Below are 21,325 nucleotides of genomic sequence, written 5' to 3' on the forward strand. Positions count from 1 at the left end.
AATGAGAGTATTAGCCAATGATGGTATACCAGAAAATAGTAAACAAGCATTAGAATCGTTAGGATTTGAAATAAAAGAAGTACGTGTAGCGCATGAACAACTCGTAGCTTATACGAAAAAAAATGACATTGAGGTTTTGTTAGTACAGCAAGGTACGTTGTTGAACAAAACGATGATTGACGAATTAAAACATTTAAAGGCCATTGTTTTTGCAGGGGTTGTAGTGAGTTTAGAACTTATTGATCACATCAAGAGTAATGGAATTACTGTAATTTGGGCAGAAGAATCATTGGCTAATGCAACGGCAGAAATGGTGTTGGCTCACTTATTTAGTGGAACTAGATTACTGCAAGAAGCAAATCGAAATATGCCATTGGAAGGGGATACGATGTTTAAATCTTTACAACAATCGTATAGCTCTGGTATTGAGGTGTCAGGAAAAACCTTGGGAATTATAGGGATGAACCTAGTAGGACAGTTTTTAGCACAAAAAGCGCTGGGATTGGGTATGCACGTTGTTTATACGGACAATTCTACACCAAAAATAAAAACAGAGTTTGAACTGCCTAATGGAATTGTGTTTCCTGTAGCGATGGAATCCATAGCGATGGAGGAGTTACTTGAACAAGCGCATTTTATCTCTGTTCATACCAAATACTTTCAACGCTATGTCGTGAATAAAGAGTCGTTTGAAAAAGCGGAGAACCTCATAGGCGTAATCAATTGTGCTTATCCAGAGGCTATTAATGAAGTTGATTTAGTTGATGAGGTAAACAAGGAAACCATCCTTTTTGCCGGATTAGATCGATTCGAAGAAGAACCACATCCCGTAATTCAAGTATTGATGCAACCTGCTTTTTCACTGTCACCAAATATCGCAACAGCAACTCATGAAAGTCAGCATGCTGTTTGGTCTGAAATAACTGTTAAAATAAAAGATTTGTTGAATTAATTGCTTAGTTTTATTTGAAATAATAAAAACTATGGTAGAGCAAATTACAAAATTAATTGAGCAAGTAAGTGCGAAAGAAATCAGCGGTTCAGCGATTTCAAACGACTTAACTTCGGCTGTTACAAAAGAAACGGGAGATAGTATTATCAACGGATTCAAAGACAGCATTAGCAGTGGTAATATCAGTGGATTAACTGATCTTTTGAGCGGAAGTGTTAGTAATTTAACATCAAATCCGATGGTGTCAGGAATGATTGGAAACTTAGTTTCTGGTTTGACAGAGAAAATAGGATTGCCAGAAGGCGTTGCGTCAAATTTTGCAGATACGGTAATTCCATCTGTAATTGAAATGATTGTTTCTAAAGTACAAGGAGGAGAAAGTGGATTTCAACTGACTGATTTAATTGGTGGTTTGAGCGATGGAAATGGAGGAGAAATTAAAGATATGCTTGGTTCTCTAACTGGTGGAAAAGAAGGATTAGGAGGCGCGATTGATGCGTTGAAAGGGTTGTTCTAAAATGAAATAAAAAAATAATAAAGAAAGGTTATTCTGAAAAGAGTAACCTTTTTTTATTATCTTGAAGAGTTGTAAAGAAAAGAATATGTCAACAAAAGAATTACTACAGGATTTTCTATTGTTTTTGAGAAGACCTCATATACAACCCTGGATTCAATATAAAAAACAAGCGTTGTTTTTGTCTTTTAGGCTTTGGTTATGCCTTTTTGTATTTATCATTTTTGGTGGGGCACTTTTAGATTCTCTTATTGATATTCCCATGCATGACCGTTTTGAAGAAGTCATGGAACAAATAGGAATTTTTGGGTTTATTGGTTTTGCAGTGCTTCTCGGTCCATTGCTAGAGGAAGTTGCTTTTCGATTAGCGATGCGTTTTCGCTTGAGAAATGTGATTATAGGTGTCCTTGCATTTACGGCTTATATGACGCAAGCTGCTTTTCCGATTGTTGAAAATATCAGTCCTCAAGGACCAATGTACCTCTATATTTTTTCGGGTCTACTATTAGCTTTATTTCTTTTCTCGTGTTTGAAATACCAGACGCGTGTTGCGCATTGGTGGACTGCCCGTTTTCCCGTGGTTTTTTATATCGCTTCGGTTGCATTTGCTGCAATACACATTTTTAATTTTGAAGAGTTTCCCTTGCGTGTTATCCTTTTAGCTCCACTTATTACGTTACCACAGTTTGTACTAGGATTGGGAATGGGATATTTGCGCATGCGTTTTGGTTTTTGGTATGGCTATTTCTTTCATGTTTTGAATAATGGCTTTGCTGTAGGCGTTTATTTGTTACTACTTCAATAAATGATGAACTACTCGATAAAATGGAATAACATCACATCGGAATACCCATATTTTTTTTACTTTTGCCTTAAATTAATTAAGTTATGAATAGCATTCATTGGCATACAAAAGCGTTTGAAGAATTGACGTTGGATGAATTGTATGATATCATGCAACTACGTACTAATATCTTTGTAGTGGAACAAAATTGTCCTTATCCAGAACTAGATGGAAAAGATAAAAATTGCTTACACGTGTTTGCTACACAACACGGAAATGTAATTGCTTATGCGAGAATTGTTCCTCCAGGTTTGAGCTATAAAGAAATTTCAATCGGAAGGGTAGCAGTTCATCAGGAGTATAGAAAAGATGGATTGGGAAGAGTTTTAATCGACTTGGCATTAGAGAAAATTGAAGAGGAGTTCGGTGCTCAAGCCATCCAAATCGGCGCACAATCGTATTTGAAGAAATTTTATGGATCATTTGGATTTGAACCAGCTTCGGAAGAGTATTTAGAAGATGGTATTCCACATGTGGATATGATTAGAAAAGGGGTATGAGTTAAGAGTTATGGGTTGAACGTCCCTAAATAGGGGGATTGTTTTTAAACATTAACTTCATTATTAAATATAGTAATAAATGGTTTGGAAAAAGTACTTTTTCCAAACCATTTATTTTTAAATGAAACCCCGTTTCATTTTTGTTATTATTAAATGATGAGACCTGGTATTATTATACTGGTTGACTGTTTTTTTAATTAATCTTCTGATTTCATAAAAACTTTTTGGGGTTACAATATTCTAAAGCATTATTTTTAATGGTTTGTACGTCCTTGATAGAGGTTAATCATAAAAAGCAAATTTATCTAATGATTGAAAAATTCACCCTTCACCCTTCACCCTTCACCCTTCACCCTTAACTCCTAACCCATATCTCCCACACCCATAACTTCTAACCCATAACTTCTAACCTTTTTCCATCCCCATTACACCTGTTTCAACTTCCATTTTCCTCTTCTAAAGGCAATAAAGGCCAAAACTGCAATCAGTGTTTCTGCCGCAGGAATTGCGATGAATACGCCTTCTGATCCCCAGTTGAAATAGTATACTAACGCATAGGCTAGGGGAATCTGGAACAACCAGAATCCGACAAAGTTTAAAATAGAAGGGGTTAAAGTATCTCCTGCTCCATTGAAAGCATTCATTAACGTCATTCCTATTCCGTAAAAGATAAAGCCACTAGCACCGATATACATGGCTAAAATAGTAACGGATTTAATATCTTCTTGTGTGGTAAAAATAGAAGCTAGATAATCTGCCATAGTAAAGAAGATAACGGTCACAACTAACATATAAATAACGCTGTATTTTAATGTAGTCATGACAGATTGAGCCGCTCGTTGTGGATCTTTATTTCCCAAATGTTGCCCTACTAAAGTAGAAGCAGCATTACTCAATCCCCAAGCTGGTAAAATAAAGAAAATCATCAAGCGCAAGCACGTTAAGAAACCAGAAGACCCAATTTCTCCGCTACTTTGCGCAACAATACGCGCTAAAATCACCCAACTACATGTTGAAATCATATATTGAATCATACCCGGAATAGCAATTTTTAGAATGTGCCAAACCTTTTCTCCCTGCATTTTGAAATAGTGCCATTTGAGTTGAATCAAGGAATCTTTTCGCGTGAGATAGTAAATCTGATATAATACCCCTACACTGCGTCCAATAGCTGTTGAATAGGCAGCTCCATCTAATCCCATTTCTGGGAAGATCCACCAACCGCGAACGAGTATGGGGCAAAGTATAATATTGAATAAATTACCAAACCACAAACTTTTCATGGCAATCGCAGCATTTCCTGCTCCGCGAAAAATACCATTGATTAGAAAGAGCATCATAATCGATACACAACTCACAAGTAAAATGCGCGTATAACCATAACCATATTCTGCCGATTCTTCTGAAGCACCCATCCAAATCAACCAATCTTTGGCAAAAATAAAGCCCAAGACACTCAAAACGATAGTGATGATGGTGGCAATAGAAATCGCTTGAGCGGCATTAATAGAGGCTTGTTCTCTATCTTTTTCTCCAATACGACGAGCAATAATAGCAGTGGCTGCCATACTAATACCAATACAAATAGCATAGATAATCGACAAGAGCGATTCGGTAAGTCCTACAGTTTGAATAGCAAAAGCACTTTCTTTCAGATGCCCGACAAAATATAAATCCACTAAAGCGAAAACGGATTCCATCAGCATTTCAAACATCATGGGAATAGCCAAGAGTAGAACTGCCTTATTCGTTGGAATTTTCGTTAAATCGATTGTTTCATTGGAAAAGGATTGTTTAATAAGAGCAAAAACACCTTTTTTCTGAGCTATTTGAGTTGTCATATACGATGCAAAAAAGTACGCAAATGTATTATTTTATTTAAAAATGAAGATTATAAATTATACCAATGGCTTTGGTAGTAATCAAGTTGAAGTATCTTTGCGGCATGTTAGAAATTTTGTATCAAGACGAATATATCGTAGCGATTAATAAACCTCGTGATTTATTAGTACACAAGTCTTTTATTGCAAGCGATATTCAAGAATATGCCATTCAAATTTTGCGAGATCAGATTGGGCAATATGTATATCCTGTACACCGATTGGATCGCAAAACATCGGGTGTATTATTATTTGCTTTGAGTAAAGAGGTTTTAAAACAACTCAATGAAATTTTTGCTACTCGACAAGTGGAGAAAAAATACATGGCTATAGTGAGAGGATATACGATAGATGAGGAGACCATTGATTATGCACTGACAAATGATAGCGGACAATTGCAAGAGGCAAAGACGTACTATAAAACTTTACAACGAGTAGAAGCAGCGATTCCTTTTGGCAAGCATACTACTTCGCGTTATTCGTTGGTAGAAGCCTATCCAGAAACGGGAAGACAACACCAATTGCGCAAACATTTCAAACATATTTTTCATCCAATTTTGGGGAGTAGACCCCACGGATGTAATAAGCAAAATAAATTGTGGTTGGATCAATTTGGTCTTACTGCCATGTTGCTTCATGCTGTTGAGTTAACTTTTGAGCATCCTGTGACAAAAGAGCAAATTCACCTCACGGCAACGATAGATGAACAGTACGAAAAGTATAACGCATTGTTGGGGTTTGACCTTCAAGCGTATTATAAAAAATAAAAAGCTCAGCCTTAGCTGAGCTTTTTTAGTATCAAGAAGCGATATATAGTATTAAATTTGGCTTAATTTATCTAAGGTATAAAGAATCAATTGATCTACAGCTGCATATGGATCTTCTGAAAAAGTACCATTGGCTCTATTCGCGATAATGGTATTCAAGGAAACAGCGTGATGTCCTAGCAATTTAGCTAATCCATAGATAGCTGAAGTTTCCATTTCAAAATTGGTAATGCGGTAGTCGTTAAACTTAAAATTGTCAATTTTGTGATTCAATTCTGGATCTTGAATCCCTAAACGCAACACACGGCCTTGTGGGCCGTAGAATCCACCAGCAGTACCTGTAATTCCTTTAAAGGTTTGATCACTGCTCAATTTCTCTTCTAACCAAGGGCTATTTTGAATGAAATAAGGACGTCCTTTTCTCAAATCCCATTGGGTATGAGCAATAAAAGCTTCTTCCATGGTATAATCCGTAATATCCTCTATAAGATACGAACGCATCATGTTGTCTAGTCCTAAGCCATATTGAGATAAAACAAAACTATTAACAGGAATATCCGCTTGTAAAGATCCCGAAGTACCAATACGCACAATATTCACTGAAGTCAGTTCTTTTTTAATTTCTCTAGTTTCTAAATCAATATTGAATAAAGCATCAATTTCGTTTACCACAATATCAATGTTATCAGGACCAATACCTGTTGAAATTACAGAAAAACGCTTGCCTTTATACGTACCTGTTTGCGTTTTTGAATTCTCTTTTTTGTGTAGAAAATTCAATAGTATCAAAATGTCTCGAAATTCGATCTACTCGATTCTGATCACCTACGAAGATAATATTCTCTGCTAAGTGCTCAGGTCTTAAATTCAAGTGGTAAACGCTACCATCAGGATTTAAAATAAGTTCAGATGATTTTATTTTCATATTATTCCTTTTTTATCCGCCTACACGTTTCACTTTGTAGCCTTTTTTTTGTAAATACTCCATGATTTTATCACGAAAATTTCCCTGAATGATAATTTCACCATCCTTAGCACTCCCTCCAACGCCACAAAGTGTTTTTAATTCTTTGGCTAATGTTTTTAAATCATCTTCGTTTCCTTCAAAACCCTTGATGATTGTAGCCACCTTACCACCTCTGTTTTTCTTGTCCAAATGAGCTTCCAATCGTTGTTCATTAGGAGATAATGTATCCATTACTTCTTCTTGACTGAATTCAAAGTCCTTATTTGTTGAAAAAACAAAACCACCTAAGTCTTCTAAACTACTGATTTTCTTTGCCATTATTTTAATTTGGATTTATAGATCTACTTGTATTGGTATTACTCAAAGATAGTAAAAAAAGGGAAAATGGGAGAGGAGAAAATGGAAATTGGAGATGGGAAAAGGGATGTTTATGATGTTTTGTAGCTCATGACCCATAACTCATAACCAAACCCCATCTCCAATAAAACTATTTAATTAAACCTAATTCAACCAAGCGTTGGTGTAAAAATTCACCTGCTGTGATATCCTCAAATTTTTTAGGATTAGCTTCATCAATGCAATTGTCTAAGCAATTGAGTGGCATTTCACTAATAGGGTGCATGAAGAAAGGAATCGAATAACGAGAAGTACTCCATAGTTCTCTCGGTGGATTAACCACTTGATGAATAGTAGATTTCAATCGGTTGTTCGAATGTCTAGATAACATATCTCCAACATTGATTACTAATTCATCTTCTGCAGCGATAGCATCAATCCATTCGCCTTTGTGATTTTGTACTTGTAATCCTTTACCTTGCGCGCCCATAAGTAGCGTAATCAAATTGATATCTCCGTGAGCTGCTGCGCGAACTGCATTTTTAGGCTCATCCGTAATTGGTGGATAGTGGATAGGTCTTAAAATACTGTTTCCGTTTTTGACGAACTTATCGAAGTAAAATTCATCAAGTCCCAAGTAAATCGCTAATGCACGTAAAACGTAAACTCCTGTTTTTTCTAACATTTGATACGTTTCTTTTCCAATAGGATTGAATTGAGGTAATTCGTCAACGGTTACGTTGGCAGGATAACTTTTTTCTAATTCGGGATTGTCTTCAACATACTGCCCAAAGTGAAAAAACTCTTTTAAATCTCCTTCTGATCTTCCTTTGGCATGTTCTTTTCCAAAAGATACATATCCTCTTTGGCCACCAATGCCAGGGATTTCGTATTTCTTTTTGGTCTCTAAAGGAAGGTTGAAAAAATTGCGAACTTCAGTGTACAGATTCTCAACTAATTGATCATCTAAGAAGTGTCCTTTTAATGCTACGAATCCAATTTCTTCGTAGGCTTGGCCGATTTCATTTACAAACTTTTGTTTACGTACCGGGTCATCCGATAGGAAATCACGTAAGTTAACACTAGGAATGTTTTGCATTTTCTAAGTTGTTATGTGCTCTTACTGTTTTTAGATGAAACAAAAGTAGGTAAAATAGCTTATACTATTCGAATATAACATTTATTTAATAGTGTAAAACAAATGAAATATTGACCAATGTATTCTTTTTAAGAATGCATTTTTGTTACTTATTAAATAATAATGCTGAAAAAAAATGAATTAAATTTCAGAAGAGTTATTTTATCTGTGCGTTTTTAGTTGACATTACAGAAGATTTTTGATAATGAAATATGAATTGTCTGAAATTTTTTTTAAATTTCGATAGAATTAAAAAATAAGATATATGAAATTACCAATTGTATTAAAAGCAAATGAGTTCGTAGTATTGGTTACTGTAGATATAGATCCAAAGTATGAATTAAAAGAAATGGATCCATTTTATGCTAGTTTACCAAAAAGTTTTAAACCTATTTTTCAGAAAAAAGACAATTCAACAATACGCGTGTATTGTATAAGTAATAATGAAGAAGATTTGATGTTTTGTCTTCGCCAAACAGGATATAAAACGGCTTTATTGTAAAGATGGACTTATTTCTCGACTTCAAAATTAGTGGTCTACGCATGTGAAACTGTTTCTCCCTTTGAGGTGTAAACAGTTTTTTTTTGCCCCAAAATGAGGCGGTTAACCTCAAGTTTTCCTTTTTTTGTAGCGGTGAAAATCAAATTTGTAAGCAGAATGAAGGCAAATGTTTTTTTGTTTTTTGTTTTTATTAAGGGGTTTGAGGTTAAGAGGAGTTAAAATTGTTAATTGGTCTCAATGTAAATATTTTATCTCAGTTTTTATCTATTTGTTAATTTATTGATTTTACTTCTTATATTTAGGTGATATTATTTTTTTGTTCCTAATTATTTATTTAATTTTATAATTGAAATTCTAAAATAATGAGTAATAAACGTTAAAGTATTACTAAATAAAAAAAGTTCGTTTTTTTTGGTATGTTGTTTGGGATTATCTTTGTAACGTAAAAGATTGAGAATATGATATTGGCTTTAACTGTTTCATTGTTTCCCTCTTGTGGAAGTGATAATTTAACTGAAAAGGGACAAAAAGAAAATGATACAAAACAACTGGACCTCTTAAAGAAAGAGGATTCAGAAGGTGTGTTTTTTAAAATATTAGCACAAGATTCTTTACAAACAATCACCATCAGCAAGAAAGGGATTGTTTATGCTAGTATGAAACCGAATGTGAAAATCGTTTTTCCTTATGAAGAACCCCTAATTGAAGGAGAGGGAAGAGTATACCGATCATCGACTGCAAATGAGAAGATCGAAATTGTCATTTATAAAGATGATAGCGCTCGTTCTTTTTTAGATGGAAGATTTGATCATTCAGTTGCTGTTAGCTTGAGCAAGAAAGATGGTATTGAAACAGATTTCGCATGCTTTGGACATTACCTATACGATAAGAAATTATCTGGAAACTGGGTATTCAAAGCTTTTGAAAATAAGAGAATAGAAGAGTTGGGAATTAATCAAATTCCTTTAGTGTGTATTGATGTAAATACACGTAGCTTTTCTGGAAGTGGTGGAAATCACATGATTTATGGTGACCTCCGTTGTGAAGGAGAGAGCATCGCTTTTAAAATCGTATTGTCTCCGGACTATGTTTCTTTGAACGAAAGCAAAGAAAAAGAATTGTTAGAAATTCTTGAAGAGTGTGATCGTTACGAGTTAGATGGAGATGATTTGAATTTGTTTATAGGAGAAGAATTAAAATTACAATTTTTCAGAGATACCTATAACGTATAACATTGGGAGTAAATAATTGAATATTAAAAAAAAGGTTGAAAACTTAATTGTTTTCAACCTTTTTTATATCATCTGGTTTGATAGTATCTCGTCTGTCTTCCACAATTTTGTAAGCATTTACAATGCGTTTTACTAATTTATGGCGTACAATATCTTTGTCATCCAAGTAAAGCATGCCAATTCCTTCAACGTCTTTCAGAATTTCTATTGCTTCTTTTAATCCAGAAGAAACTTTGCGCGGTAAGTCAATCTGTCCTGGGTCTCCAGTAATGATGAACTTGGCATTTTTTCCCATACGCGTCAAAAACATTTTCATCTGAGAATGCGTGGTATTTTGTGCCTCATCTAGAATGACAAAAGCATTATCTAAGGTACGACCTCGCATAAATGCTAAAGGTGCAATTTGAATCACGCCTTTGAATAAATAATCTTCTAGGGTTTGTGGCGGAAGCATATCTCGCAATGCATCATACAACGGTTGCATGTATGGATCTAATTTTTCTTTCATATCCCCAGGCAAGAAACCTAAGTTTTCACCAGCTTCCACTGCAGGACGTGTTAGAATAATACGCTTCACTTCTTTGTTCTTTAAGGCGCGAACGGCCAAAGCAACACCCGTATAGGTTTTTCCAGTACCCGCAGGGCCTATGGCAAAAACCATGTCGTTTTTCTCTACAAATTTGACTAATCGATGCTGATTCTCCGTCATAGCCTTGATTAGTTTTCCTCCAACACCATGCACCAAGACATCGTCTAAAGCAGTGGTTTGTTGGATGTCACTATCCAATACAATGCGCTCAATCGCATTTTCATCAATCTTATTATATCGAGTGAAGTATTTGACCAAACGGACAAATTTTCGTTCAAATTCATCTAAAACTTCTTCCTCTCCATATATTTTTAATAGAGATCCTCTTGCGATTATTTTAACACGAGGGTAAAGCTTTTTTAAAACGTCTAAGTGGATGTCTTGAGGTCCCCAAAACTCTTTAGGGCTAATTTCCGATAGTTCTATTATTCTTTCGTTCAATACTAATACGAATTAATTAAAAAAATAGTCTAATTTTGTATTTCAAATCTACTATAAAAAATTGATTTTTCTTATAAAAATAGAGACTAAAAAATAATGCAGAGAATAATTACATTAACAACTGATTTTGGATATACAGATTATTATGTAGGCGTTTTAAAGGGGAAGATATATTCTAATATTCAAAATTGTAATGTAGTTGATATTTCTCATGGAGTGAGAAACTATCGAGTGGCGGATGCTGGTTTTGTGCTTTCTATGGCGTATAGTCATTTTCCAAAAGGAACTATTCATATTCTATCTGTAGCCTCTGCTATCTTGCCTTTCTCGGCCGCTATATGCGTGAAATATCAAGACCATTACTTTATCGGAACGGATAATGGGGCAATTGCAGTTGCACTCGGTACGCACGAGTTTGAAGAAGCGGTTGCGATTAATCACGTGGAAGGCATGAGTACAAATGACGTATTCGTGTACTGTGCGTATCAATTGTGTGAAGGAAAAGAGTTACAAGCAATCGGACAACCGATTGATTCTTTGTATAAGATGAACTTATTGCTTGAAAATCTTACCGTTAAACCAAATCTTATTATTGGAACATACGTGTATGAAGATAAATTCGGAAATCTAGTGACAAATATTTCGAGAGAATTGTTTGAACAAGTGGGAAGAGGAAGAAACTTTGGTATTCGAATAAAAAATCGTACAATTACAAAAATAAATGAATACTACGCTGATTTCAATGTCAATGATCCAAGTGAATTGCTCAATAAAGCTGGAGAATTACTCGCTTTGTTTAATGAAGTTGGACAATTGGTAGTGGCGATTATGTATTCAACAACAAATGAACCTGGTGGTTCTATCCGAACGTTACTAGGCGTGCATTTAGAAGATCAGTTGTTTATAGAATTTAGTGAAGAGTAATCTAAAGTAAAAAATATGTTTGTACGTATCGTAAAACTTACCTTACAAGAGGATAAAATAGATGATTTTTTAAATCATTTTGAAAAATACAAAGACCAAATTCGTAACTTTCCGGGTTGTCAATTTCTAGAAGTATACAGAGATAAACATCAACCGAATATCTTTTTTACTTACAGCTATTGGACTGAAGAATCAGATTTAGATACGTATAAAAAATCAACGTTGTTTGGAGAAGTTTGGCCTTATTTCAAGAAATTATTCAAAGAAAAAGCTGAAGCGTGGAGTGTGGATAAATACGCTACGTTAAAATAAACGCATTTACTATATGAAAGCACTGTGTTTGCGCGAAATTAAATCCTTTTTTGGATCGCCAATCGGTTATTTAGTAATCATTGTCTTTTTGATTGTTAATGGAATCTTCCTTTGGGTCTTGGATGGAGATTATAATATCCCCCAAAGTGGATTTGCCGATTTATCTCCTTTTTTCTTTTTGTCTCCTTGGGTATTTTTATTTTTAATTCCCGCGGTGACTATGCGAAGTTTTTCAGAAGAAATTAAACAAGGAACCATAGAATTGCTTTTAACCAAACCGTTGTCTCCTTGGCAAATTGTGTTGGGTAAATTTTTTGGAGTACTCACACTTGTACTCTTAGCTATCCTACCTACCTTAGTGTACGTTTGGGTGTTGCAGGAGTATCTCTTAGCAGGACAAACCTTTGATTTAGGAAGTGTGATTGGTTCGTATTTAGGACTTCTATTTTTAGGGGCAGCCTATGTAGCCATGGGGCTTTTTGCTTCTTCCTTGACAAGTAATCAGGTGGTCTCTTTTATCTTAGCTGTCCTGTTTTGTCTGTTGGCTTCTTATGGATTAACTTTTTTGGATAGTGTACAAGCCTTACACGGTATTGGCAAGTTGGGAATACATGCTCATTTTAGCAGTATTTCTAGGGGAGTAATTGATACAAGAGATTTACTTTATTTTATCTCCTTTTCTGCTTTATTTTTGAGTTTGACTGTATTCCGAATTAATCAATTGCGAAAATAATGAAAAGAGAGACAAAGAAAAATATTGTTCAGCTTGGTAGTTTTATTGCCGGAATTGTACTGTTAAACGGTATCGGAGCAGTTGTACATCATCGTTTCGATTTGACACAAGACAAGCGTTACACCCTTTCTCCAATCACCAATGAAATTATCGATCAGGTACAAGAACCTATTTTAATTGAGGTGCTTTTAGAAGGTCAATTTTCTCAAGAGTTTGTCAAGCTACAAGGAGAAACACGCCAATTGCTAGAAGAGTTTAGTGCTGAAAATTCAAATATTTTATTCCGTTTTGTCAATCCTTTAGAAGAAGGAGGCGGAACAGAAGATCAAATTGTAAGTAACCTGTATGGGCTAGGGGCTAAGCCCGTTACCTTAACGGTTAATGATAAAGGGATTCAATCTCAATCTTTAGTATTTCCTTGGGCTTTTGTTAGCAAAGGGGAACAAATGGTAAAAGTTCAATTGTTGAAAAATATGATTGGAGCGAATACCGAAGAGAAAGTATTGACGTCTATTCAACATTTAGAATATGCTTTTACGGAAGCTATTGCAAAGATTAATACGCCTAAATCGAAAAAGATTGCGATTTTAAAAGGCAATGGTCAATTAGAGGATCAGTATATCGCAGATTTTTTAATTTCGGCTAAAGAGAATTATCACATTGCACCTTTTACATTAGATTCAGTTGCTAAAGCGCCAGAAAAAACGCTAGCGCAATTGCAGGAATATGATTTGGCTATTGTGGCTAAACCAACGCGAGAATTTGATGAAAAACAGATAGAGGTTTTGGATCAATTCATCATGAATGGAGGCAAAACCTTGTGGTTGTTAGATCAAGTACAAGCTGATTTTGATAGTTTACGTGCCAAAGGAACCATGTTGGCTTATCCAAAGGATCAGTCTTTGGGAGAAATGCTTTTCAAATACGGCGTACGCATTAATCCTCTTTTGGTAAAAGATGAGGTGGCAACTCCGATAAAATTAGCATTGGGACGTCAAGGAAGTGAAACACAATACGGGGAGTTTATTTGGAAATTTGCTCCTTTTGTTTATCCAGAATCGAATCATCCTATAGTGAAGAATATTGAAGGGGTTCGCATGGATTTTGCTTCGCCAATTGATACATTGAAAAACGGTATTCGCAAAACGGTACTCTTACAATCGTCTCAATATTCCTTGACTGTTGGTACTCCAGCGGAGATTACCTTGGATATGCTCAATGAAGAAACGACTCCTGAAGTATATGAGGGAAAAGGAAATTATGTGTTGGGGGTACTGTTAGAAGGGCAATTCAAGTCTGTTTTTGAAAATAGAGTATTGCCATTTGCTTTACCAAATGCGAAAAAACAAAGTGAAGAAACGAAAATGATTGTGATAAGTGATGGAGATATCATCAAAAATCAATTGGATCAAGACTATCAACCGATGGAATTGGGCTATGATAAATGGACCAATAAACTATACGGAAATAAAGAATTTTTGTTCAATGCGGTGAACTATTTATTGGATGATTCTGGACTGATTAACCTTCGTACTAAGGAAGTTAAAATTCCAGTTTTAGATAAGATGAAGGTTTTTGAAAAGCATACAACCATCCAAATTATTGTGTTAGTTGTTCCGATTGTCGTTCTGTTGGTGATTGGATTTTTGTTTTCTTTCTTTAAAAGAAAGGCTTTTGTTAAAAAGTAGTGCAAATTCTACTTTTATTATTGAAGTTAATCGAATATATTTGTAGGTGTAAAGCCTTTTACGTATAAAAATATTTTAATATGAAATTTATAGTATCGAGTTCCTATTTGTTGAAGCAATTACAGGTATTAGGAAGTGTTATTAGTAGTAGTAATACCTTACATATATTAGACAATTTCTTGTTTGAATTGGATAATAATATCTTGAGAGTTTCAGCGTCTGACTTGGAAACAACAATGTCTGCTAGTCTAGAGATAGAATCAACTAGTCAAGGAAGTATTGCTGTTCCTGCTAAGTTATTGTTGGAAACATTAAAGACATTTCCTGAGCAACCATTGACTTTCTCAGTAAAGGAAAACAATACGATTGAAATTAGTTCAGATGTTGGAAAATACGTTTTAGCTTATTCTGCAGGAGATGAATTCCCTAAAGCAGAGAGCTTAGAAGATCCATCAAGAACAGAAGTGTCAGCTGGTGTATTAGCAACAGCAATTAGCAAAACAATTTTCGCAGCAGGTAACGACGATTTAAGACCAGTAATGTCAGGGGTATTTTTCCAATTTGCACCGACAGGATTAATTTTCGTTGCTACGGATGCACATAAGTTAGTTAAATATTCTCGTACAGATATAACTTCACCAAGTGAAGCTAGTTTTATCATGCCAAAGAAACCATTGAATATTTTAAAGAATATTTTAATGGCGTCTGGAGCGGATGTAGTAATTGAATTTAATGATTCGAATGCAAAATTCACGTTTGATAACTATGCATTAACGTGTCGTTTAATCGATGGGAAATATCCAAATTACGAAGCGGTAATTCCGAAGGAAAACCCGAATAAATTATTATTGAACAGAGTTCAATTCTTGAATTCAGTTCGTCGTGTGGCTATTTATGCAAATAAAACTACACACCAAATCAGATTGCGTATTGCAGGTACAGAGTTGAATATCTCAGCAGAAGATATTGACTACTCAAACAAAGCAGATGAGCGTTTAACTTGTGATTATCAAGGAGACGATATGCAAATCGGATTTAATTCAAGATTCTTATTGGAGATGTTAAACAACCTTCAATCAGATGAGATTCAATTAGAAATGTCATTACCAAACAGAGCAGGTATCTTAACACCAGTAGATGGTCTAGAAGATGGAGAAGCAGTAACTATGCTTGTAATGCCTGTTATGTTAAATAACTAATACAAAAAGGTCTATACTATATAGGCCTTTTTTGATTAAATTAAGCTACGCATATCGAGGTATGCGTAGCTTTTTTATAGCTATATTTGTTTGTTATTGATAATAGACAAGCAAATGAAATCTTCAAAATGCATTTTAATTACAGGCGGTGCTGGCTTTATAGGAAGTCATGTTGTACGCAAATTTGTAACGGCTTATCCCGATGATATAATTGTCAATTTAGATGCACTAACGTATGCTGGTAATCTAGCTAATATTCAAGATATAGCGGAATATCCCAATTATCAATTTGTACAAGGGGATATTCGCGATGAATATTTCATTCAGCAATTATTTGAAACCTATCAATTTACCCATGTTGTTCATTTAGCTGCAGAATCCCATGTCGATCGTTCTATCGCTGATCCGTTGGCTTTTGTAACAACAAATGTAATGGGAACCGTTGTTCTACTGAATGCTTTTCGCCAATTATGGGAACACAATTGGGAGGGAAAAGTATTTTACCACATTAGTACGGATGAGGTTTATGGAACTTTAGGGAGTGAAGGTTTGTTTACAGAAACGACGGCCTATTCGCCTAATTCGCCTTATTCTGCTTCTAAAGCTAGTTCTGATCACTTTGTTCGCGCGTATGGAGAAACCTATCAAATGCCTTATTTGATTAGCAATTGCTCTAATAATTACGGACCTAATCAATATCCAGAAAAATTAATTCCTTTAACGATTCAACATATCTTACAGCAAAAGCCTATTCCTGTTTATGGAACAGGAGAAAATATCCGCGATTGGCTGTATGTTGAAGATCACGCAGAAGCGATTCGCTTCATTTTAGATCATGGAAAATCTGGTGAAACGTATAATGTTGGAGGTTTTAATGAAGTAAAAAACATTGAACTTGTACATCTTTTATGCGAAATATTAGATGAAGAATTAAAACAAGAACAAGGAACGAGTCGACAATTGATTCGCTTTGTAGAAGATCGAAAAGGACATGATTTCCGATATGCAATCGATGCTACAAAATTACAAGCCCTAGGTTGGATGCCTGCTGAAAAAGTACAAGAAGGCATGCGAAAAACCGTAGCTTGGTATTTAGCTAATCAGGATTGGATTACTAGCATTGAGCAAAAAAAGTAAGCGGTTTACTTTTGCATGAAACGAATATTGTCTCGAATATAGTCGTAATATTCCCCTTTATAAGGAGCGATATGTTGCGCTAAGGCATCCATGGAAATCCATTTTTTGTATAAGGCAATTTCCTCTAAACAAGCAATCTTAAGTCCCGTTCTCTTTTCTACTGTTTTTACAAATTCAGTAGCCTCGACTAAGGATTCGTGTGTTCCTGTATCAAGCCAAGCAAAACCGCGTCCTAAGGGCTGGACTAGTAAATTATCTTGTTGCAAGTATAGATTATTCAAACTTGTTATTTCTAGTTCACCACGAGCAGAAGGTTGTAGTGTTTTGGCGTGATTTACGGCACTATTTGGGTAGAAGTATAAGCCAACTACAGCAAAGTTAGATTTGGGATCGGTTGGTTTTTCTTCAATTGAAATAGCCTTGTGTTGTGCATCAAATTCAACAACACCATAGCGCTGCGGATCTTTAACTGTATAACCAAAGACAACCGCTTTTTCTTCTTCTTCTACTGCAAGGATGGCTTGTTGTAATTTGTTTTTTAAATCATTACCATAGAAAATATTATCCCCCAAAATTAAACAAACAGGATCGGTTCCAATAAAGTCTTCTGCGATAAGTAAAGCTTGAGCAATTCCCTCTGGTTGGGGTTGTACAGCATAGGAAAGTTGAATTCCCAATTGTGCACCTGTTCCCAATAAAGATTCAAATAAAGGCAAATCTCGAGGTGTCGAGATAATTAAGATATCGCGAATTCCCGCCAACATGAGCGTTGATAAAGGGTAGTAAATCATTGGCTTATCGTAAACGGGTAAAAGCTGTTTCGATATAGATAAGGTAAGAGGATGTAATCGTGTTCCTGAACCACCTGCCAATATAATTCCCTTCATAGTGTTGCGTTTTTTTAAATCAAGGTAAAGTGATTACCAATGAGAGTTGAAAGATAAGTAAAGATTTTTGTTTGGGGTAAATTTGAATCAAAAACTTTATATATAATTAGTACAGCTGGCGGTTGGAAATTGAAATAACATAGAAAACCATTTTGCTATACAAGAAGGAAAGGGAGGTAAACTTTGAAATTGGTAAAGGTATAAATATGTGGTTTTTATAATTAAATTTGTATAAATCTGCGCTGAGAAGAAGTTAGTTGGACGATCTTCAAGTGTTACATAAGGCAGGTAGGGGTAAAGTAATTTTAAATACAATTAAAATGCTAGATATCAAAGTTAGGTCGCATGATGCGTATACTTTAGAAATGAAAGTTGGTTTTATAAAGGGTGAAAATCAGCATAAAAGCGATTTTACAATTAATACTTGGATTTTCGTTCCCAATACGTTAGATCTGAATAAGATGACCTATTCTAAAGATCAGTTTTACTCAGATGTAAAGTCTAAAATACGCTTTATTACGCCGGTGTATAAGCTCGCTGCTATTGTGGATGAAGGAGCAATCCCTTATAATAATTTAAGTGCAGCTACTCAGGATTTATTGAGAGAAGAAACTGCAATCCATGTCTATGAAATAGAATTCCAGCTGAAGATGTTCATGGCTATTTTTAGAAGTGCCTTGCGCAATGCAGTTATTGATTTTAAACAAGCTACAGAAGATCAACATGCGGATTTAGTTCAGGCGTATGTTAATTCAAGTATCTCCATCCGCGATAAGTATAGAGCATTAAAAGAAGAATTACACCAAAATGAAACGGTAACAGGAAAGGAATATCTAAACTATTTCAGTTTTGCAGATGAATATTTGTCCTATACCTTATTGCGTTATAGCTTTTTGTTGTTAGATCGATTGATGCTTGTATCAGATGAACGTTTTCAATTGCTACAGCATCAAGTAAAACAGTTGATTTTATCGGAACAGGCCTATATGAAGAACATGGGATATAGTTTCATTAAAGCCAATGAAAAGGCAACCAATCAAGCGGTTATTTATCGCTATGCTATGTTGAATAAATACGTAGAGTCCGATTTGATTTTAGAATCAAATAAGAAAAAAGATAGCGATGGCGTTTTTGTACAGCAGGTATATTATAGTATTGCTGCAGGAATATCTATGGTTTTTGCGACGATTGTGGCATTTTCTTTTCAGCAAAAATACGGCAACTTTACGATGCCTTTATTTGTTGCTTTGGTTGTAGGTTATATGCTTAAAGATCGAATCAAAGATTTGATGCGCTTCTATTTTGCTGGTAAGCTTGGAGGAAAGTACTTTGACAATAAAACGTCTATAAGTATTAAAGGAAAACAAATAGGATGGATTAAAGAAGCGGTTGATTTTATTACGGATGAAAAAGTTCCTTCTGAGATCCTCAATATCCGAAATCGATCAGTGCTATTAGAGGTTGAAAATAGAATTCACAATGAAAAAATATTGTTATACCGCAAGAAAGTCTCTTTGGACCGAGGAGAAATGATGAAAAATAGCACCTATTTTTTCAAAGGTGTTCACGATATTTTTCGATTTAATCTCACGCGTTTATTGCAACGGATGGATAATCCCAAAGTTTCGGTGTTGAGCTTAGACGAACAAAATGAACAAGTCATCGGCTTTCATGCAGATAAAGTTTATTATATTAATTTTATCTCCCAGATTGAATATGAAGATCATACAGAATATAAACGTTATCGTATTATTTGTCAGCGTGATGGTATTCAGAAAATAGAAGAATTATTCACTTAATAAACCACTTTAGATTGGAGAGGAAAAGGAACATACTTGTTGTAAGCATCGGTTTACTTTATTGTACTTGTAGTTTGGCTCAAGTGGATACGTTGTATATTGGAAAATATAAGCATACCTATGGAGCATCGACCAGTTTGACTCAAGAGTATTTGTCTCTCAATTATGAAGAAGACAAAAAAGAGTTTACGTTTGAACCCAATCGACCTTTAAATATTGGATTAGCTTTTTCTTGGAAAAACTCTTCCTTGAGTTATCGCCATGGTTTTTCTGGAATGCGCGATAAAGAGAAAGGGAAAAGTAGTACGGTTGATTTGCAATATCATTTGGTTGGTAAGAAGTTTTTGGTTGATTTCTATTTTCAACAATATAAAGGATTTTATCGCTATGATGAGGATAATAAAATATACCTCAGTTTTAATGATTTGAGAATTAATATGTATGGAGGTCGATTTACCTATGTATTTAATTCTGATAAATTTTCAATTGGAGCAGCGAACAATAGAAATAGCATACAGAAAAAGTCGGCAGGTGCCTTGTTGATTGGCGGAACTAGCTTTTTGACTGTCATTAAAAATACACCTGAATTGTCTGAAGGTATACAGGGAAATGACAGGCGAAGTTTTAGTTTTGGTCCAACTGTCGGCTATGCTTACAATTGGGTACTCTGGAAGAAGTTTTTAGTTTCACCATCTTTCAGTGTGGGGATTAATGGCATCTTTGATGAGAATCTCCAAACCAGAAATACGGTATTTTATGTCAATGGGCAAATAGCGAGTACACTCAATCTTGCCTATCAAGGAGAAGAATGGGGAGTAGGAATACGCTCGTCACTAAATGCAATGTACTTCGATAAAGTGGAGGGCTATACGACACAGCTATCCAATAAAAGCTTTTCTTTGTTTTTGACGAAGCGATTTTCATTGAAAAAGGATCCAAAAATCTTACAATATGACTTGATTGATTTGTTGAATCCTTCTACGTATTAGTTATTCCTTATTGAAGTTAATGGCATTGGAGTTTAACTCTTGTTCTCCACTGTAGCGATAGCAAACCAAATGCCCATTTTTGGCTACACTATAATCCAAGCAACAGGTATTTGGAGTTAAGATCACTGGTGTGCGATTTGCATTGACTTTCATCCAATAGTGCCCAAAGAATACTGGTTTTGCGTCTTTGGTATAGAAATTCACTTCTTGAATATCTACAGCCTCATCGGTGTGGTGTTTAATCACCGAGGCGCTTACAGTACTTAAGGTATGTGGTTTTTTAGGTTCTTCCCACCATTTTACTCGGAAGGAATGGCGAATAATCCCGTCTTTATCAATAAAGGATTGATTGTTGGGTAAGTTTATCTCTTTTCCTTTCAATACAATTTCTACAGCATGATATAAAGGAGTATCTGCTGTATTAGCTTCTTCTAGTAAATCGGTGGTTAAGCAATCATTTAATAGACGTGTTTTAAGGTAAGCTACACTCTCTTCATCCCAACAAGCGTGAATCGCGCGAAAGGAATCATTTTCATAAAATAGAGGTAGGGTTTTAAACCATTCAATATACATTTTATACAAGTTGGGTTTTTGCATAAAGGCAGCCATGGTAATGGCATGTTGATTGAAGTTTTTCTTACTGTGTTCTCGCAAATAAGTTCCTTCAGCAGTTAGTGTATTGTAGCAAATGGCGTTGTATTCGTGATTTCCCATTAAAGCAATAGCTTCTCCATTGTCTACCATGTTTTTGACAATTTCTAATACTTCAACAACATTCACACCTCGGTCAATATAATCGCCCAAAAAGAGTACTTTTCTTTCTGGATGTTGATAGTAGTTCCCTTTTAACTTGTAGCCTAAGGCACCTAATAAATTTTTTAAGTCATTGCTGTGGCCATGTATATCACCAATAATGTCAAAATTGTTAAAGTTTTTTTGAATTCGATTCATAGTTTAGGTATGTATGAAAATAATGGTTAGTAGTGGGTTTAAAT

21 protein-coding genes and 1 pseudogene are annotated in these 21,325 nt (G+C 35.0%); 15 read left to right on the forward strand and 7 right to left on the reverse strand.

Annotated features, from left to right (window positions below; genetic code table 11):
• Nucleotide 1 precedes the first annotated feature (1 nt).
• The 4 genes from M2306_RS01510 (at nucleotide 2) to M2306_RS01525 (ending at nucleotide 2,810) form a co-directional block, all read left to right on the forward strand.
• On the forward strand, nucleotides 2-952 hold the full coding sequence (locus M2306_RS01510) for an NAD(P)-dependent oxidoreductase (protein ID WP_259189079.1): 951 nt from the start codon (nucleotides 2-4) through the stop codon (nucleotides 950-952).
• 31 nt (nucleotides 953-983) lie between these two features.
• On the forward strand, nucleotides 984-1,469 hold the full coding sequence (locus M2306_RS01515) for a hypothetical protein (protein ID WP_259189078.1): 486 nt from the start codon (nucleotides 984-986) through the stop codon (nucleotides 1,467-1,469).
• Nucleotides 1,470-1,554: 85 nt separating this feature from the next.
• Nucleotides 1,555-2,271, forward strand: a complete 717-nt coding sequence (locus M2306_RS01520) for a CPBP family glutamic-type intramembrane protease (protein WP_259189077.1) — start codon at nucleotides 1,555-1,557, stop codon at nucleotides 2,269-2,271.
• Nucleotides 2,272-2,354: 83 nt separating this feature from the next.
• Nucleotides 2,355-2,810, forward strand: coding sequence for a GNAT family N-acetyltransferase (locus tag M2306_RS01525; protein WP_259189076.1), 456 nt, complete (start codon nucleotides 2,355-2,357; stop codon nucleotides 2,808-2,810).
• A gap of 425 nt (nucleotides 2,811-3,235) precedes the next feature.
• Here M2306_RS01525 and M2306_RS01530 read toward each other — a convergent pair whose 3' ends face one another.
• Nucleotides 3,236-4,651 (reverse strand): MATE family efflux transporter, encoded by a 1,416-nt coding sequence (locus M2306_RS01530; protein WP_115091123.1) that lies wholly within the window; start codon nucleotides 4,649-4,651, stop codon nucleotides 3,236-3,238.
• A 104-nt stretch (nucleotides 4,652-4,755) separates the two neighbouring features.
• Here M2306_RS01530 and M2306_RS01535 point away from each other — a divergent pair, with 104 nt between their 5' ends.
• On the forward strand, nucleotides 4,756-5,457 hold the full coding sequence (locus tag M2306_RS01535) for a pseudouridine synthase (protein WP_259189160.1): 702 nt from the start codon (nucleotides 4,756-4,758) through the stop codon (nucleotides 5,455-5,457).
• A 51-nt stretch (nucleotides 5,458-5,508) separates the two neighbouring features.
• Here the strand turns inward: M2306_RS01535 and M2306_RS01540 are convergent.
• The 3 genes and pseudogenes from M2306_RS01540 to M2306_RS01550 all read right to left on the reverse strand — a co-directional run bounded on the left by M2306_RS01540 (nucleotide 5,509) and on the right by M2306_RS01550 (nucleotide 7,859).
• Nucleotides 5,509-6,382 (reverse strand): annotated as a pseudogene (locus M2306_RS01540) (nucleoside phosphorylase).
• Between the two features lie 12 nt (nucleotides 6,383-6,394).
• Nucleotides 6,395-6,742: a translation initiation factor gene (locus M2306_RS01545; RefSeq protein WP_259189074.1), complete on the reverse strand. Its 348-nt coding sequence runs from the start codon at nucleotides 6,740-6,742 to the stop codon at nucleotides 6,395-6,397.
• A gap of 169 nt (nucleotides 6,743-6,911) precedes the next feature.
• Entirely contained in the window at nucleotides 6,912-7,859 is a 948-nt protein-coding gene (locus M2306_RS01550) for an isopenicillin N synthase family dioxygenase (RefSeq protein ID WP_259189073.1), read from the reverse strand.
• Between the two features lie 304 nt (nucleotides 7,860-8,163).
• On the opposite strand from M2306_RS01550, the gene M2306_RS01555 reads away from it, so the two are divergent.
• Both M2306_RS01555 and M2306_RS01560 read left to right on the forward strand, forming a co-directional pair.
• Nucleotides 8,164-8,400 (forward strand): hypothetical protein, encoded by a 237-nt coding sequence (locus M2306_RS01555; protein WP_002986691.1) that lies wholly within the window; start codon nucleotides 8,164-8,166, stop codon nucleotides 8,398-8,400.
• 458 nt (nucleotides 8,401-8,858) lie between these two features.
• Nucleotides 8,859-9,632, forward strand: a complete 774-nt coding sequence (locus M2306_RS01560) for a hypothetical protein (RefSeq protein WP_115091115.1) — start codon at nucleotides 8,859-8,861, stop codon at nucleotides 9,630-9,632.
• A 43-nt stretch (nucleotides 9,633-9,675) separates the two neighbouring features.
• On the opposite strand, the gene M2306_RS01565 is transcribed toward M2306_RS01560, so the two are convergent.
• A complete protein-coding gene (locus M2306_RS01565; protein ID WP_115091113.1) occupies nucleotides 9,676-10,662 on the reverse strand; it encodes a PhoH family protein in 987 nt (328 codons plus the stop codon).
• 96 nt (nucleotides 10,663-10,758) lie between these two features.
• Here M2306_RS01565 and M2306_RS01570 point away from each other — a divergent pair, with 96 nt between their 5' ends.
• The 6 genes from M2306_RS01570 to rfbB all read left to right on the forward strand — a co-directional run bounded on the left by M2306_RS01570 (nucleotide 10,759) and on the right by rfbB (nucleotide 16,655).
• A complete protein-coding gene (locus M2306_RS01570; protein ID WP_002986684.1) occupies nucleotides 10,759-11,586 on the forward strand; it encodes an SAM hydrolase/SAM-dependent halogenase family protein in 828 nt (275 codons plus the stop codon).
• A gap of 15 nt (nucleotides 11,587-11,601) precedes the next feature.
• Complete coding sequence (locus M2306_RS01575) at nucleotides 11,602-11,898, forward strand: putative quinol monooxygenase (protein WP_002986682.1); 297 nt, start codon at nucleotides 11,602-11,604, stop codon at nucleotides 11,896-11,898.
• A 13-nt stretch (nucleotides 11,899-11,911) separates the two neighbouring features.
• On the forward strand, nucleotides 11,912-12,631 hold the full coding sequence (gene gldF / locus M2306_RS01580; protein ID WP_259189072.1) for a gliding motility-associated ABC transporter permease subunit GldF: 720 nt from the start codon (nucleotides 11,912-11,914) through the stop codon (nucleotides 12,629-12,631).
• Complete coding sequence (gldG, locus tag M2306_RS01585; protein ID WP_259189070.1) at nucleotides 12,631-14,319, forward strand: gliding motility-associated ABC transporter substrate-binding protein GldG; 1,689 nt, start codon at nucleotides 12,631-12,633, stop codon at nucleotides 14,317-14,319. Before gldF ends, gldG begins: the two co-directional genes overlap by 1 nt.
• 80 nt (nucleotides 14,320-14,399) lie before the next feature.
• Nucleotides 14,400-15,518, forward strand: coding sequence for a DNA polymerase III subunit beta (dnaN, locus tag M2306_RS01590; RefSeq protein ID WP_002986677.1), 1,119 nt, complete (start codon nucleotides 14,400-14,402; stop codon nucleotides 15,516-15,518).
• Between the two features lie 114 nt (nucleotides 15,519-15,632).
• Nucleotides 15,633-16,655, forward strand: a complete 1,023-nt coding sequence (gene rfbB / locus M2306_RS01595) for a dTDP-glucose 4,6-dehydratase (RefSeq protein WP_259189068.1) — start codon at nucleotides 15,633-15,635, stop codon at nucleotides 16,653-16,655.
• 5 nt (nucleotides 16,656-16,660) lie between these two features.
• Here rfbB and rfbA read toward each other — a convergent pair whose 3' ends face one another.
• Complete coding sequence (rfbA, locus tag M2306_RS01600; protein ID WP_115091105.1) at nucleotides 16,661-17,542, reverse strand: glucose-1-phosphate thymidylyltransferase RfbA; 882 nt, start codon at nucleotides 17,540-17,542, stop codon at nucleotides 16,661-16,663.
• A 320-nt stretch (nucleotides 17,543-17,862) separates the two neighbouring features.
• On the opposite strand from rfbA, the gene M2306_RS01605 reads away from it, so the two are divergent.
• Both M2306_RS01605 and M2306_RS01610 read left to right on the forward strand, forming a co-directional pair.
• Nucleotides 17,863-19,341, forward strand: a complete 1,479-nt coding sequence (locus tag M2306_RS01605) for a hypothetical protein (protein ID WP_115091103.1) — start codon at nucleotides 17,863-17,865, stop codon at nucleotides 19,339-19,341.
• A gap of 14 nt (nucleotides 19,342-19,355) precedes the next feature.
• A complete protein-coding gene (locus M2306_RS01610; protein ID WP_259189067.1) occupies nucleotides 19,356-20,330 on the forward strand; it encodes a DUF4421 family protein in 975 nt (324 codons plus the stop codon).
• Here M2306_RS01610 and M2306_RS01615 read toward each other — a convergent pair whose 3' ends face one another.
• Nucleotides 20,331-21,281 (reverse strand): metallophosphoesterase, encoded by a 951-nt coding sequence (locus tag M2306_RS01615; protein ID WP_259189066.1) that lies wholly within the window; start codon nucleotides 21,279-21,281, stop codon nucleotides 20,331-20,333.
• Nucleotides 21,282-21,325 lie beyond the last annotated feature (44 nt).

This window comes from Myroides gitamensis (assembly GCF_029894455.1).
Classification (GTDB): Bacteria; Bacteroidota; Bacteroidia; order Flavobacteriales; family Flavobacteriaceae; genus Flavobacterium; species Flavobacterium odoratum.